Here is a 15,552-nt window from a genome sequence, read left to right on the forward strand (position 1 = left end):
AGCTGCCGGATCATACTCTGGTATTTGTGGAGGATCTGCCCACCTATCACGCCAAGCTGGGCCGCACTGATGAAAAGCTGGCCATTAAGATAACCGAGCAGATCAAGCGTCCGGAGTTTATGAAGAACGAGCTGGCTCTGGTGCTCCGGCGGCACCGGGGAGCCGCGGATGAGGAATCCGAAGAACAGCAGGAAACTGAAGCCTGAGTCAGAAAATCAGCCTTCGGTTCCGGAACAATTACATGGAGCGCAAAATGTCAGATATTGATGATGTATGGGCAGAGGCCTTGAAGGAGCAGAAAGGCGTGGAGCTTTCCGATGAGCCTAAGAAGGCGGAATTCGAAGACTTTTCCCAGTCTGAAAAAAAGCCCGTCACCCCCGAGGAACAGGCCAAGCTTGATGCCATTATGGATATTCCGGTGACCATTACCATGGAGGTCGGCCGTTCCCAGATTACCATCCGCAACCTGCTGCAGCTGAATCAGGGCTCCGTGGTGGAGCTGGATCGGGTGGCCGGCGAGCCCCTGGACGTGCTGGTTAACGGCACCCTGATTGCCCACGGGGAAGTGGTGGTGGTAAATGACAAGTTCGGTATTCGTCTCACCGATGTTATCAGTCAGATTGAACGCATTAAGAAGCTGAAGTAGAAAAGACGCGCCGGGGGCCCGGGATCTGCGGGCGGAGAAATCCGGTTCCGGACATGATGCCCGGATTGTTTATTCGGCTGTTCTTCTGTTCGACTGTTCGTCTATTGCGCAGAGTCGTTTTTCGAAGATCCCTTTGGCGCTTATCCTGCGGGAGAGGAGGTATGTGTTGAAAAAAATTCTTGGTATTCTGCTGGCGGCGCTGATTTTTCTCTGGGGGGCGGAACCGGCGCTGGCCCGGGAGCTGACCCTTAATGCCGTTACGGTGACCACCAATGCCGACGGTTCGCAGGAGTATTCCCTGACCTTGCAGGTGCTCCTGCTGATGACGGCTCTGTCCTTTCTGCCGGCCATTCTGATCATGATGACCAGCTTTACCCGCATCGTGGTGGTGCTGGCCATTCTCCGGCAGGCTCTGGGACTCCAGACCACTCCGTCCAACCAGATCATTGTGGGCATTGCTCTTTTTCTGTCCTTTTTCATTATGAGTCCGGTGCTGGACGAAATTAACGACAAAGCTTTGCAGCCCTATATGAATGATGAAATCACGGCCCCGCAGGCTTTGGAAAACGCCAAGATCCCCATGAAGAACTTCATGCTTTCCCAGACCCGGCCTCATGACATCGGGGTCTTTGCCGAATTTGCGGGAGAGGTTTACGAGACCAAGGAGCAGGTGCCTCTGAAGGTGCTGATCCCGGCCTTTATGGTCAGCGAGCTTAAAACGGCTTTTCAGATGGGCTTTATGCTGTTTCTGCCGTTTCTGGTCATTGATCTCGTGGTGGCCAGCATTCTCATGGCCATGGGCATGATGATGCTGTCTCCCATGATTGTGTCGCTGCCCTTCAAGATCATGCTGTTTGTGCTGGTGGACGGCTGGTCTCTTATCATGGGCAGTCTGGTGTCCAGCTTCGGTCTGGGAGGATAGCGTGAATCCCGAGGTCTTTGTGGATATCGTCAGAGAGGCTTTGTGGGTGGTGACGGTGCTGGTGGCGGCCTCCATCCTGCCCTCTCTGGCCGTGGGACTTCTGGTGGCCGTGTTTCAGGCGGCGACCTCCATCAATGAACAGACCCTGAGCTTTCTGCCCCGTCTTCTGATAACCGTGGTAGCCCTGGCTCTGGGAGCCCATTGGGGCCTGGAAAAGCTGATGAGCTTTTTCCGGCATCTGGTGGATCTGATCCCCTCGGTTATCGGCTGAACCGGGGCGGACAAGGTTAGGGACTGCGGCAGGGGAAAAGGGATAAATGGTATTTTCAGAGGAAATGTTGCTCTCCTTTATGGCATCTCTGATATTGCCGTTTCTGCGCGTTTCCTCCTGTGTCATGGCCATGTTCGCTCTGGGCTCCCGGAGCGTGCCCTCCATTGTGAAGCTGGGACTTTCCCTGGCGCTCACCGTCATTATCTATCCCATGGTTCCGGAAATGCAAAATATCCCGGATCTCATGAGTCCGGGCTTCTTTCTGCTGGCAGGCTATCAGATCATTATCGGCATTATGATGGGGTACGCCACGCAGTTTATTTCCCAGATCTTCGTGGTGGCCGGACAGGTGGTGGCCATGCAGACAGGTCTGGGCTTTGCCTCCCTGGTGGATCCGGTGTCCGGTTCCAATACCCCGGTGGTGGGGCAGTTCTTTTCCGTGCTGGCTACCATTCTCTTTTTTGCGGTGAACGGCCATCTGGTGCTGTTCCGGCTTCTGGCGGAAAGCTTTGTAACCCTTCCGGTGGGCTTTGCGGGCTTTTTCAGCATCCCCTTTATGGAATTCGCCCGTTTCGGGAGTCTGATGTTTTCATTGGCGCTGTCCCTGTCTCTGAGCTCCATCTGCGCCATGCTCCTGGTGAACTTTACCTTCGGCGTGATGACGAGAGCGGCCCCGCAGCTTAATATCTTCAGCCTGGGCTTTGCGGTCTCCCTGCTCTGCGGCCTCATTGTGCTCCGGCTGGTGCTGACCGGCTTTCTCCGGCACTGGAACGAGGCCATGAACCGGGTGTTTGACCTCTCCTGTTCCCTGATAAACACCTCCTGTCCGGGCATTTTTTAAGAGCTTCAGGGGACGGAATCCTCCCCGCTTTATTCATGCGGCATTTATCCGCAAGGTTTGGCGGCTCTTCATTCACTCGCGGCATTTTGCGGTTACGAAGGGGTTGTCATTTCCCTGAACCTGTTTGATAAGCTGGTTTCTTCGGCATTCCCAGGCGTCCGGCGGGTATTTTTTGTCCCAGATCTCCATAAACTGCCGATCCCCTTTGGAAAACTTAAGCCCGTGCTGTCTGGCCATATATTTGAAGGATCGGGCGATAAAGCCCCGGGTGTATTCCGGCGGCTCTGCGGCTCTGGGCTTATCCTCCGATATGAAAAACCGGCACTTCCCGTAGACAGCCTGCTCCGGATGGGGAAACTGCCGGTAGCGGTAGGCCTTCCGGTCATCGTTGACTTCTCCCACTGCCGGGGCCAGGTTATGCATGTCGCCGGCCATGATTTCAAATTCCGGCACGTTATTGCAGTTATTGCGGCCGCCCTGTTTCCAGCACGCCATCTGTCCGCCGAACCAGGAGGCCGGCACAATATGCTCCCATTCGATGCGGCGGGCGCGTTTTTCCTGTTTTCTGATTTTGTAGCCGCAGGCGGCGATATCCGGGTAGATTTTGCCGTTGCGGAAGATCAGAGGGCAGCGGCAGTAGAAGGTTTCCGGAACTGGAGCCTCCCGGTATATTTTGATGAGCTCTCTTTTGGACTTTTCAAAAGGAATATACTGCTGCCGGGGATCCGCGAGAGAGTGATATGATGGCGTTTCCCGGGAGCCGGGAACGGCGTCTCCGGCCGGGGAAGGACGGGGCAGCTCATGGCGTTCCGGGAAGGGGAGTCCCGCAAAGCCGCTGAGATCCCGGAACACGGAGACCAGATTGCGATGAATATCCGGCCGGATGCAGATAAGGAGCAGGGACGACATCCCGGCGATATCCGCGGCTATCACGGCAGTCAGGAATGTCCGGTAAGTAAATTTTTTCAGGAAGAGCAGCAGCTTGACAGGGGAGAACATTTTCTGAATCCGGAGATAAACTTAACTCATTTTAACATACTTGCTCCGGTTAAGGAATAATTTATCTTTGAGTTAAGGATATTAATGCAATGAGCTATGGCGCATAGACTGTCACTGCGATGATATGGCGCCGGGGTTCCGCCGGAAAACAAAACACGAATACAATAAATCCGCTTTACTAAATCAATCTGTCAAAAGTATTGAATTTTCCCATAATGCCGGTTATTATTCTACAACAGAGCTCTTCACAGGTTCAATATCAGAGCTGCTCTGACAAGAGGCTGCGACGGACAGCCGCCATCGCAGGAAATCAGGTTCGGAAGGCAAGCGGCCTCCTGGGGGATTTCAGGAGCGGTTCACAAAATCGTTGTGCCGGATCTGGTAACGGCTATACTTACCTGTCTGGAGTATCAAGGAAATGGCAGAAAAAGAGGATAACATGGCAGAAAAAATGGCGGATAACACTTTTAAGGCGGCCGGCGCCGGGGAACTGACCGCTGAAAAAGCAGCTTTGCGGATTTCGGAACTCAGAAGGCTCATTAACAGATACGCCTATGAATACTACACGCTTGACGATCCCTCGGTGCCTGACGCCGAATACGACCGGCTTTTTCAGGAGCTCCTGACACTGGAAAAGGAGCATCCGGATCTGGACACCCCAAATTCCCCCACTCATAAGGTGGGCGGGCCCGTGCTGGAGGACTTCAAAAAGGTAACCCATAAATCCCGGATGATGTCCTTGGATGACATTTTCAACGACGGGGAGCTCTCCGACTTTGTCAGAAGAGCCGCGGCCGGACTTAATATGTCCGAGGCCGATATTGAATTCTGCGCCGAGGTGAAGCTGGACGGCCTGGCCTGCAGCATCATTTACGAAAACGGCGAGCTTGTTCAGGCGGCCACCCGGGGGGACGGTCAGACCGGCGAGGATGTTACCGCTCAGGTGCGCACCATCAGGAACGTGCCCCTCACCCTCCACGGAGACCGGATCCCGGAATATCTGGAGGTGCGGGGGGAGGTATATATGCCCCATGCCAGCTTTAACGCCCTGAATGAAGAGGCCCGGAAAAACCCTTCCTCCAAAAACCGGGTTTTTGCAAATCCCCGGAATGCGGCCGCGGGCAGTCTCCGGCAGAAGGATCCCGCCATTACCGCGAAGCGCGGTCTTACCTTTAACTGCTACTTTGTCCCGGAATGCCGGGGATTTGATCTGCCCGTCCGGCATTCCGACAGACTGGATCTGGTGCATAAATGGGGCATCCCCGTTAATTCCGAATACCGGACGGGCAAGGGGCTCGGCTTCCTGCAGGAGTTCCACAGATCCGTTCAGGAAAAGAGAATGCAGCTCCCCTATGATATCGACGGCGTGGTCTACAAGGTTAATAACACGGAGCAGCAGGAGATCCTGGGATATGTGTCCCGGAGTCCCCGCTATGCCGTGGCGCACAAGTTCCCCGCGCAGGAGGAAATCACCACCGTCCGGGCGGTGGATTTTCAGGTGGGACGCACCGGAGTAATCACTCCCGTGGCCCGGCTGGACCCGGTTAACGTGGCCGGAGCCACCATCAGCAATGTTACCCTCCATAACGCCGATGAAATTGAAAGATTGGGACTTAAGCTGGGGGATCATGTTTCCATAAGAAGAGCCGGAGATGTTATTCCGCAGGTGGTGCGGGTTATTGCCGACATGAGAACCGGCTCGGAAAAGGAAATTATCTGGCCTAAGGTCTGCCCCGTCTGCGGCAGCAGTCTCGAGAGACTTCCCGAGGAAGCGGTCACCCGCTGCACCGGAGGACTCTTCTGCAAGGCGCAGCAGAAGGAGGCCATTATGCATTTCGTGTCCCGCAATGCCATGAATATTCAGGGGCTGGGAGACAGCTTTGTGGACGCCTTCATGAAGGCTGGTCTCCTTAACGGCATTAACGATATCTACCACCTTACCGCTGAAGCCATGGCCAAAGTGCCTTACGGAGAAAGAGTCAGCAGTACGGAGGAAAGCGCGGACAAAGAGGCCCGGGCCGGCGGCGACTCCGCATCCGAAGCGGATGATCTCATGCCCGGAGAGGTTTCGGACAAGGGGGAGATTGACCTCTTTTCAGAAGCGGAAAGAAAGGCGGTGACTGTTCTCAGGGTGGGGGACAAAAAGGCCGCCACCATTAAGAACAACATTGACAGCAGCAAAAACTGTCCCCTAAACAGGTTTATCTACGCTCTGGGGATCCGGGAAACCGGGGAAGCCACCGCGCTGACTCTGGCCCGGCGCTATGCCTCGATTTACGACCTGGAAAAGGCCTCGCTGGAGGAGCTTATGACCATTCCCGACATCGGCATGGTCAGCGCCGAGCATATTGTGAATTTCTTTAAGGAGGAGCATAACCGGGATATTATCAGGGACATTCTGGAAACCTGGGGCCGGGAACCGGAGAGCATCAAGCAGGACAGTCAGGCTCTGGAGCAGATCTCCGGAAACTGGTTTTTCGGCAAAACCGTGGTGCTTACCGGCACTCTTTCCCGGAAGCGCTCGGAGGTCAAGGCCGAGCTTGAGGCTCTGGGCGCCAAGGTCAGCGGATCCGTGTCCCGGAAAACCCATCTGGTGGCTGCGGGAGAGTCTGCCGGCACCAAGCTTCAGGATGCTCAGAAGTACGGGATTGAGGTGATTGACGAGGAGGAGCTTAACCGGAGGCTTGCCGAAGCTCATCAGGCTGCCGGTTCCTGAATATTCCGCTTCCCGCCCGGAGACTTCCTTAAAACAAGGTTCTGACAGCCACGCCATGAAAACCTGTCAGGGCGTTATGAGCCTTGTTTGCTTCAGTTCCCGCTGTCTCCGGTTCTTGTTTTCTGCCGCTCCTTTCCTGCGGTTTCATGTTTTCCGGATCTTTCTGTGAAAGATCTCAAGAAAAACCTGCCGCTGTGTTTATCCTTTTTTATCGATATCCGATAATTCATAATAGAGATAGGTTTAAAAATTTTCTGTTGTTTTACAGGGGTAAGAGAGATGGCAATAAATTTAAAGAAGGGCAATTCCGCCAATATCGGCATTAAGCACGCGCTGGTAGGACTGGGCTGGAATCCCAGCTCCGGCGGCGATGATTACGATCTTGACGCTTCCGCCTTCATGATCGGCGCTAACAACAAGATCCCCCGGGATGAATTTTTTGTGTTCTATAACAATCAGGTTTCCTACGACGGTTCCGTAAAGTCCAGCGGCGATGACAGAACCGGCGGCAATTCCGATGGCGGCGATGACGAATCCCTGACTGTGGATCTTGATGCAGTGGATCCCCGGATCAAGGAAATCATTTTTGTGGTGTCAATTTACGAATGCTTTGACAAGGGGCAGCATTTCGGGCAGGTGGATGACGCCTATATCCGCATCGTGGACGAGGATACCGGCCGGGAAATCGCCCGCTATCAGCTGGATGACGATTTTGACGGGGCAACTCTTATCGAGTTCGGCAAGCTGGTCAGAAACGGCAAAAGCTGGACCTTTGTGGCCCTTGGCAATGCTTATGTCAAGGAACTTGATTATCTCGTCAACAAATATGCTTAAAAAGCTTTTTTCTGGTTGGTAATGACATGATTGATTTAAAGAAGGGCTCCCGGTTCAACCTTAAAAAGGCTGATGAAAACCTCCCCTCGGCGGACGGCCATAAGGGCATTGCCGAATTCTGTGTGGGCTGCAACTGGGGCAAGATCCACAGCAAGGGGTTTCTGGGGCTTTTTCCCAGCACCGAAGAGGTGGATCTGGATTTAAGCTGCATCCTTTTTGACAAAGACCGCAAAATGGTCGATTACATCTATTCGCCGCAGTATCTGCCGGAGTTTCTTATCAAGTACGGCTATCCCCGGGGCAAGCTTTTTACGGAAAACGGCGCCTTAAGGCACAGCGGCGATGACCGCGCCGGCGATGAAATCAATAACGACCGCGATAATGAAATCATTCAGGTGGATCTCCGGAAGATTAATCCCAACGTGCAGCAGATATTCTTTTTTCTGAACTATGCGGAGGATTCCGGTGATTTTGCCAAAATTCCCTATGCCTCCATCAGGCTGTTTGAAGGCACGCCGTCCGTGGTCAAAAAGGTTCATGCTTCATTCAACGTGGCCTCGGATCCTTCCTTCAGAGGACGGAAATCCATGGTTATGGGCAAGCTTTTCAAGGACAGCGATGGCAGCTGGTGCTTCGAGGCCCTGGGCGATCCCCTGAATGCCGAAAATGTCTGCGAGACCATGAATCAGATTAAGCGAAGCTTTGTTTAACTTTGTTTAAACAGAGCCGCGCTGATGGTTTTACAGACAGATCGTAATAAGAAGGCGATATTTGAGTAAAAAAACTGGTCAAAAAACAACAGTAAACTGAAATACGAAAATAACAGGGATTGCCGGTGAGCGGCAGTCTCAGTTCTGATCTTACTTATGCAAAGTTCCTTAGGAGACTAATATGCGAAGACTTCCGGTCTATTTGCTTTTGGATACCTCCGGTTCCATGTACGGCGAACCCATTGAAGCTGTTAAAAACGGCCTCAACGTTCTTTTGTCAGCCCTTAAAAGCGATCCATATGCTCTGGAAACCGCTTATATCAGCATCATTACCTTTGATTCCAAGGTAGAACAGATTGTGCCTCTCACTGAAATCAATGCGGTAACGGAGCCTTCCCTCACTGCCAGCGGCTGCACCGAGATGGGACATGCTCTTTCCAAGGTGGCCGAGTGCATTTCCACTGAGGTGGTAAAGACCTCCGCCGAACAGAAGGGCGACTGGAAGCCCATGGTGTTCATCATGACGGACGGCGGTCCCACTGATGACGTCGATAAGGGCATTCAGGACTTCAAGGCGGTCAAGACCGGCGTGGTGGTAGCCTGCGCTGCCGGAACCTCCGCTGATACGAAGGTGCTGAAGAAGATTACTGAAAACGTGGTCTCTCTGGATTCCACGGACAGCGAATCCATCAAGGCCTTCTTCAAGTGGGTGTCCGCCTCTGTCAGCAGCGGCAGTCAGAAGATCGAGGAATCCGGCGCCGAATCCTCCGGCATGGATGACCTGCCTCCTCCGCCTGATGAGATCAACGTGGTGGTTTAACAGGAAGGTTTCCGGGAGGATAATGCGGGATGACGAGACGATTGCCTGTTTATTTGCTGATTGACACTTCAGGTTCCATGAAGGGGGAACCCATAGAATCCGTAAAGGTCGGGCTGGATGCCATGGTGTCCACCCTGCAGCATGATCCCTTTGCGCTGGAATCGGTGCATCTCTCGCTGATCACCTTTGACAAGGATGTGACGCTTCTTTTTCCGCTGACTCCCATTGACGAGGTGGTTATCCCGGAAATCAAAACTCCTGATTTCGGTCCTACCCATCTGGGCAAGGCTCTGGAACTCATGTGTCAGAGAATTGATGCCGAGTTTATCAGGAATACCCCCGCTGCCAAGGGGGACTGGCTGCCGGTCTGTCTGGTGATGACGGACGGCAAGCCTTCGGACATCATGGTTTTTGAGAACATGGTTCAGGAAATTTCCCGAAGAAGATTCGGGCAGTTTATTGCCTGCGCCGCCGGGCCTCAGGCTGATGTGAACGCCCTGAAGAGGCTCGCGACCTCGGTATACAAGCTGGAAAACCTGGACAGTGATTCCTTCATCAAATTATTCCAATGGGTGTCGTCATCCATTGATGACTGCAACCGCAGTCAGGGTATTGGTTCCGACAGCGCCGAGCTGCCGCCGCCGCCCAGCGAGATTAATCTGGTTTTATGATGTGTCCGGTTCGGAGATGACGGACAAGCGCAGCTGATTTTACGGATGATTTATGACAGAAGAGAACTTCAAAGAAGACAGCGAAACGGTTTTGAGTCCCGGAGATACGCCTGTTTCGGAGGCAGCTTCCCCGCAAAATGATCCCCAAATGGAAAAGACCGCGGACAGATTATCCGGGAAAGAGATCGAGGCGGAGGACGTTCCCGGCGATCAGGGGGCTCATGCTTCATCAGATAACGCTGCGTCCGGTGAAGAATCTTCCGGTGAGAATGACAGCGGCAGCAAAGCCGTGCCTTGGGAAAATCCCGGCGCTGTAAAACCGGAACCTGACATAGAAGTTTTTTATGATGCTGCCGGACTGGAGATTCTTACGGTTTGTCAGAACTTAAAAAGCGAAATAATGCGGCTGCTGGATAGCGAACGACTCACCGCGGAAATGGAGCAGCGCTGCTCCCGGATTACCCCGGATAAGGCTTTGGAATTCAATAAATCGATTCCGGAAACTGATGTAGTTAACCCTTTTTATGAGATTAAGAGAGATTACATAACGATAAGGCTTCCTGTGGGCATAAACAGGGATTATCACTTTACGTTTACCTACAAAAGCGATGCCGCTGAGGATTGCATTGTCGTCAGACACACTTTCAGATTCAGAAGTCCGGACAGTGTTCCCGCTGAGAAGCCCTCCGGGAGTTCGATCACTGCTCCCGATGCCCAGCCAGACAGCGGCCGGATATCGGGAACGGAGCCTCCCGCAGCTGTTCCGGCCCCTGAAGGCAGCAGTCAGCCGCAGGAGACCGATCCTGCTTTCGGCAGCGCTGCTCAGGCTGTAACGGACAAGAATACAGATGCTCAAACCAGTGTCCTCAAAACCATAGATCCTCCCCGGAACTATTCTGAAAATGAGGCTGCCGCCCCGTCTGAAAACGCCGCAGCGCCGGCCGGAGAACCGGACAGTGTCCGGTTCAAGACCGGGACTGCGGCCAAACCGGAATCATATCAGGAAGCAAATCTGGAATCGCCGCGGCCGGTTAACTGGCCCCGGTTTGATGATGATCATAAATCAGCGGCTGCTAAAAATTCGCCCGAGACCGAGGTTAAGCCGGATCTCGTTCAGACTGCCCCGGTTACCCCGAAACCTCGGCCTAATCCCCGGGATCTTTGGAAGGATATCGAGACAAATAAGAGCATCCATTATTACAAGTCCGATACCGCAACTGGTTTCTGCGCTGCGGACAGCGGGAAGGTGAAGATTTTCGGGGCCAGCAGAAGAGGCCGCTCTCATGCCCATGTGGGAGCTCCCCGGGATGACGATTTTCAGATAAAGACCGATGACAAAACCGGATGGACTTATCTTGTGGTGGCTGACGGAGCCGGCTCTGCCAAGTATTCCAGAAGGGGAGCGGAACGGGCCTGCGAGGTGGTGGCGGAAAGGCTGCCGGATTTGGTTAAAAATGAGAAGTTCCAGGAGGCCCTGACCCGGCTGGAGAGCAATCCCGGCTTCGGCGAGGCGGAGCTGGAGCAGCTCAGAAAGAGCGCTTACTACGTGCTCCCCAAAGCGGCTCATGAAGCCTTTAAAGCCTTAAACGATCTGGTGCCTTCCGCTCCGGAAAAGGCAGAGCTCCGGGATTATGCCACTACGCTTCTCTGCGTTATCACCAGAAAGATGCATGACCGGCAGCTCATTATCTCCTTTGCCATCGGGGACGGAGCCATTGCGGTTTATGACGCCGGTAATTCCGCAAACACCCATCTTATGAACACTCCGGATTCCGGAGAATTTGCCGGACAGACCAGATTCCTGACCATGAAGAGCATTTTTGCCAATTCTCAGGAGATTATGGCGCGGATCCGGATTCAGTGCGTGCCGGACTATACGGCCGTAATGCTCATGACGGACGGGGTTTCCGATGCCAAGTTTGAGACCGAAAGCCTTTTGGAGGATAAAGCCAGGTGGGATGATTTCTGGCAGGATCTCACGGTTAACGGAAGCGATGATTCTCCGCCCCTTAATCTTGATTCCAGTGCGGAGGAGCTTTCAAAGCAGCTTCTGGAGTGGCTTAATTTCTGGGTTGTGGGCAATCATGATGACAGAACAATAGTGGTGATGTGCAAAGGCGGTGCAGAATGAGTAAAGAACCGAATATTGTCAGGCTTACGGCTCTGGACGGCGCAGCCATTGAATTTGATGCTTCCGAGGTAATCGGTTCCGGCGCCATGAAGGATGTTTACTTCAGTACCGACAAAACCTATGTGGTGGGATTTTTTCGGAAAGAGCAGGATTCCAACACCCGGGAACGCCTTATAAAAATCGTGGATACCTATGCGAAGCAGCTTTTTGACAAGGAGGGCGGCGAAAACCTCAGAAAGCTGTTCTGCTGGCCGACGCATATCGTGGAATGGGAGCATAAGGGCATTAAAAAGCTGGGCATTACCTCTCCCACCTACCGTTCCAATTTCTTCTTTGCCAGCGGCCGTTTTAAGGGCAAGGAAAAGGAGGGCAAGTGGTTTGCCTCCCCCAAGCTTCGGAACAAGATTCTGGAGGACGATCAGAAGGGGAACTGGCTTAATTATCTTCAGGTCTGCATCAAAATCGCCCGGGCGGTTAAAAGAATGCATGCCGCCGGACTGGCCCATTCGGATCTGTCCTACAAAAACGTGCTGGTGGATCCTCTTACCGGTGATGCCTGCATCATCGATATTGACGGACTGGTGGTGCCGGGCAAGTATCCCCCGGATGTGGTGGGCACCCCGGATTTTATTGCTCCTGAGGTGCTGGAAACGGTAAAGCTGCCCAAGGGAGATCCCAGCAAGGAGGTGCCAAAAATCACCACAGACCGTTATGCTCTGGCAGTGCTTATTTACATGTACCTGCTGTATCGGCATCCCCTCAGAGGCAGTATGATCTGCGATCCCAATGATCCCGCCAAGGATGAGGAGCTCTGCATGGGGAAGGAAGCTCTTTTTGTGGAGCATCCCACGGACAAGCGGAATCGGCCCAATGTCAGCAAGCTTGATAAATATGAACTCCCTCAGGGGGATGTTACCAAGCTGCCTTATAAGCTGTGCGGCCCTTATCTTGCGGAGCTTTTTGAGAAGGCCTTTATTGACGGCCTCCACGATCCTAAAAAACGGCCCACCGCCGATGACTGGGAAAAAGCTCTGATCAAGACCGTGGATCTCATTCAGCCCTGTCAGAATCCGAACTGCAAATCCAAGTATTTCGTGTTCGATAACAGCAAGAAGCCCTGCTGTCCCTTCTGCGGCACCCCCTATAAGGGAGAACTTCCCATACTGAATTTCTACTACCGGCCCCGGCCCTCGGAAAACTTCCGTTCGGAGAATTACCGCCTTATGGTCTTTACCAAGCAGTCCCTTTACAAATGGCACATCGACCGCAATGTGCATCCGAATGAAAAGATTGCGGACAAAGACAAGAAGCCGGTGGGAGATTTTCATTTCCATAACGGGAAATGGATTCTCATTAACCGGGCCATTCCGGACATGTACGATGTGACTAATCATGTGCCTGTTCCCATCGGAAAGAGCGTTGAACTCACTGAAAAGCGGCAGATTCTGTTCGGCAAGGATCCGGGATCCCGGCTGTGCATGGTGCAGCTGGTTTCCAATTAAGTCTTGTTATGCGGTAATTACAGTATGCTGAGAAGACTTCCGATCTTTTTCTTAATCGATGTTTCCGGCAGGATGAAGGAACATCTCGGAGTTTTGGATAAGGGGCTCAGACTGATAGTTGATGAGCTTTCCGGAGATCCTTATTCCCTGGAGACCGCCTGCATTTCAGCTATTGTCTTCGCTGAAAGGGCTGCTGTATTAAGCAAACTTACCGAGGTTTATGCTTTATCACCCTTTGATATCCCCTATTCCGGAGGCGAGGCCGATTACAGCGCCGGCTTTGAAGCTCTGATACGGGAAATAAGAAGCGATGTGGTGAAGTCCACGGCGGCGCAGAAGGGGGACTGGCGCCCTCTGGTCTTCCTGTTTACCGCCGGAGGAAAGATATCTCGTAAAAGCATCATTGACAGGTGGCAAAGGGACTATGCCCGGAATGTCAGCGTCATTGTATTTTCGCTGTCAGACCAGGCTGATTATCATTATCTGGGACAGCTTTCTGATCAGATATACGAGATGAAGGATCTTAACGGCAGCGCGGTGAGAAGCTTTTTCAAATGGATATCGGCTTCTATTCAGGCGGGAAGCGCGGCCGTTACGGACAGCGGAGACTGCTTCTCAAAGCATGAGATGCCTGATGCTGAAATAGACAATGTCAGGAAAATCGATCCCGAGCAATACAGGCAGAACAGCCGTCCTGCCCCGGCTCCCAGACCGGAACCCGCTCCGGCTCCGAGGCCAGATCCCGGATCTGATCCCTCTCCGGTTCCCAGACCGGCTCCGAGGCCAGATCCCGGATCTGATCCCGCTCCGGTTCCCAGACCGGCTCCGCAGGCAGATCCCTGGAAGGATCCTGCCAGGGGTTTTAAAACAATTATCAAAGGGGGCATGTACGTTGCCGGGATTGATTTTCCGCCGGGGTATGTCAAGCTGAGCATACAAAAAAACAGACAGCGCAGGTACTATGGTGATGACGGAGGCATTTATTATGCTGTTCGCAATGACAAATCAGTACATGTCATCAAGAATGGATTTTTTTCTGACAACATCACCCTTAATCTGGAAGTGGGACAGAGTCTGGAAATCGGGGACGGCGGAATCATTGAACTGTCCCAGATTCTTGTCGACTGGGATTAAGCGGGCCTTTTTGTTTTTTCTTTTCTCATTCCGTAAGGAGATCATGCCATGAGAAGACTGCCGATATTTTTTGTCATTGATGTTTCCGAGTCCATGGCTCCGCATCTGCAAAAGGTTGACAACGGGCTTAAGACCATAACCGGCGAGCTCAGCACCGATCCGTATGCTCTGGAAACAGCCTTTATTTCCACCGTGGTTTTTGCGGGACAGGCCCGGGTGCTTCATAAGCTTACCGAGGTATATGCTCTCACCATTCCGGCTTTGCCTCTGGGAGGCGGCACTGACTACGGCCGGGCCATGGATTGCCTGATGGATGAAATTGACCGGAATGTAGTAAAGTCCACCCGGGATCAGAAAGGGGACTGGAAGCCCATAATATTCTTTTTCACTGATGGCAACCCCACTTCTGATTCCTATAAAAAGGCCTTTAGCAGATGGAACCGGGACTATCGCGGCAAGGCAAACATTATCGCCTTCTCTCTGGGTGCCAAGATTGATTATTCGATTCTGGGACAGATTACCGAGCAGATCTATCTTTTGGACAACATGGACAGCGATACCGTGAAATCCTTCTTTAAATGGGTGTCTGCTTCCATTCAGACCAACAGCGTTGCCGTGGGCGATAATCAGGAGCTCAGCGACGAAAAGATGATGCCGGACGCCACCAGCATTGAAGGACTTCATAAGATCGATCTCCGGAAAGGCCCCAGGGCTGATCTGAGCAAGGGGATTGAGAACGACAATCTGAAGGTGATAATCGGGAAATGCGGCACCGTTAAAAGGAGATATATCATTCTTTATGAAAAGGATGGCAGCGGTTACCGCGAACTGGGCACCTACAAGATTCCCGACGAAGAAATGTATGACGCTTTGACAGCATCCGGCAGCGGGGCGGACTTTGATATCGACAAGGTAACATCTACCGGCGGTGTCTGCCCTTACTGCGGCACGAATTTTATTTTGAACAAGTGCTCCTGCGGCAAGATATTCTGCTCCCGGGATATTGCCAGAGAACTGCAGACCAGAGGACAGGCGGAACTGACATGTCCCTGGTGCAACAATACCGGCATCTACGGCTATGGTTCCTTCAGAGTGGGAACCGGTCTGGGCTAATAAGGCTTTTTCTGTCAGGCCTTTCCGCTGCCGCAGAGACTTTGGCGCCTTTCTGACGGATCATGGGGTATGCATTTCCAGAGAATGCTTCATCAGATCCGGGAGCAAGGCGTCGTTCATGATAAATCCGCAGCGGTTAACCAAAATTTTAAGCGGCACTTTTAGCGAACATCTGAATCCCGGGTTTTTGAGATTGGGTAACCTGCCGGAAATCCTGACAGGATTGCTCCAAGTGATCGGAT

General features: G+C 52.8%; 15 protein-coding genes. 14 read left to right on the forward strand and 1 reads right to left on the reverse strand.

Annotated elements, in window-relative coordinates; translation table 11 throughout:
* The 5 genes from ACJROR_RS02705 to fliR form a co-directional block, all read left to right on the forward strand.
* Window positions 1-206: FliM/FliN family flagellar motor switch protein (locus ACJROR_RS02705; RefSeq protein WP_406545750.1), on the forward strand; the 206-nt coding region annotated here is incomplete at its 5' end.
* Between the two features lie 47 nt (window positions 207-253).
* On the forward strand, window positions 254-646 hold the full coding sequence (fliN, locus tag ACJROR_RS02710; RefSeq protein WP_406041537.1) for a flagellar motor switch protein FliN: 393 nt from the start codon (window positions 254-256) through the stop codon (window positions 644-646).
* 166 nt (window positions 647-812) lie between these two features.
* Complete coding sequence (fliP, locus tag ACJROR_RS02715; protein ID WP_406545751.1) at window positions 813-1,568, forward strand: flagellar type III secretion system pore protein FliP; 756 nt, start codon at window positions 813-815, stop codon at window positions 1,566-1,568.
* 1 nt (window position 1,569) lies between these two features.
* Window positions 1,570-1,839: a flagellar biosynthesis protein FliQ gene (gene fliQ, locus ACJROR_RS02720; protein ID WP_406545752.1), complete on the forward strand. Its 270-nt coding sequence runs from the start codon at window positions 1,570-1,572 to the stop codon at window positions 1,837-1,839.
* Between the two features lie 46 nt (window positions 1,840-1,885).
* Window positions 1,886-2,680, forward strand: a complete 795-nt coding sequence (gene fliR, locus ACJROR_RS02725; RefSeq protein WP_406041531.1) for a flagellar biosynthetic protein FliR — start codon at window positions 1,886-1,888, stop codon at window positions 2,678-2,680.
* Window positions 2,681-2,752: 72 nt separating this feature from the next.
* On the opposite strand, the gene ACJROR_RS02730 is transcribed toward fliR, so the two are convergent.
* A complete protein-coding gene (locus ACJROR_RS02730; RefSeq protein WP_406545753.1) occupies window positions 2,753-3,679 on the reverse strand; it encodes an endonuclease in 927 nt (308 codons plus the stop codon).
* Window positions 3,680-4,097: 418 nt separating this feature from the next.
* Here ACJROR_RS02730 and ligA point away from each other — a divergent pair, with 418 nt between their 5' ends.
* The 9 genes from ligA to ACJROR_RS02775 all read left to right on the forward strand — a co-directional run bounded on the left by ligA (window position 4,098) and on the right by ACJROR_RS02775 (window position 15,310).
* Window positions 4,098-6,395: an NAD-dependent DNA ligase LigA gene (gene ligA, locus ACJROR_RS02735; protein WP_406545754.1), complete on the forward strand. Its 2,298-nt coding sequence runs from the start codon at window positions 4,098-4,100 to the stop codon at window positions 6,393-6,395.
* Between the two features lie 279 nt (window positions 6,396-6,674).
* Window positions 6,675-7,229, forward strand: a complete 555-nt coding sequence (locus ACJROR_RS02740; protein WP_406041525.1) for a TerD family protein — start codon at window positions 6,675-6,677, stop codon at window positions 7,227-7,229.
* 26 nt (window positions 7,230-7,255) lie between these two features.
* Window positions 7,256-7,939: a TerD family protein gene (locus tag ACJROR_RS02745; protein WP_406041524.1), complete on the forward strand. Its 684-nt coding sequence runs from the start codon at window positions 7,256-7,258 to the stop codon at window positions 7,937-7,939.
* A 181-nt stretch (window positions 7,940-8,120) separates the two neighbouring features.
* Complete coding sequence (locus tag ACJROR_RS02750; RefSeq protein ID WP_406041522.1) at window positions 8,121-8,759, forward strand: vWA domain-containing protein; 639 nt, start codon at window positions 8,121-8,123, stop codon at window positions 8,757-8,759.
* 29 nt (window positions 8,760-8,788) lie between these two features.
* Window positions 8,789-9,430 (forward strand): vWA domain-containing protein, encoded by a 642-nt coding sequence (locus ACJROR_RS02755; protein WP_406041520.1) that lies wholly within the window; start codon window positions 8,789-8,791, stop codon window positions 9,428-9,430.
* A 52-nt stretch (window positions 9,431-9,482) separates the two neighbouring features.
* Complete coding sequence (locus ACJROR_RS02760) at window positions 9,483-11,561, forward strand: protein phosphatase 2C domain-containing protein (RefSeq protein ID WP_406545755.1); 2,079 nt, start codon at window positions 9,483-9,485, stop codon at window positions 11,559-11,561.
* Window positions 11,558-13,063: a helix-hairpin-helix domain-containing protein gene (locus tag ACJROR_RS02765; protein WP_406041516.1), complete on the forward strand. Its 1,506-nt coding sequence runs from the start codon at window positions 11,558-11,560 to the stop codon at window positions 13,061-13,063. The genes ACJROR_RS02760 and ACJROR_RS02765 overlap by 4 nt, the downstream gene beginning before the upstream one ends.
* A gap of 24 nt (window positions 13,064-13,087) precedes the next feature.
* Entirely contained in the window at window positions 13,088-14,197 is a 1,110-nt protein-coding gene (locus ACJROR_RS02770) for a hypothetical protein (RefSeq protein ID WP_406545756.1), read from the forward strand.
* A 48-nt stretch (window positions 14,198-14,245) separates the two neighbouring features.
* Entirely contained in the window at window positions 14,246-15,310 is a 1,065-nt protein-coding gene (locus ACJROR_RS02775) for a TerY-C metal binding domain-containing protein (protein WP_406545757.1), read from the forward strand.
* Window positions 15,311-15,552: the final 242 nt, after the last annotated feature.

The sequence above is a fragment of the Succinimonas sp. genome (assembly GCF_045225735.1).
Taxonomy (GTDB): Bacteria; Pseudomonadota; Gammaproteobacteria; order Enterobacterales; family Succinivibrionaceae; genus Succinimonas.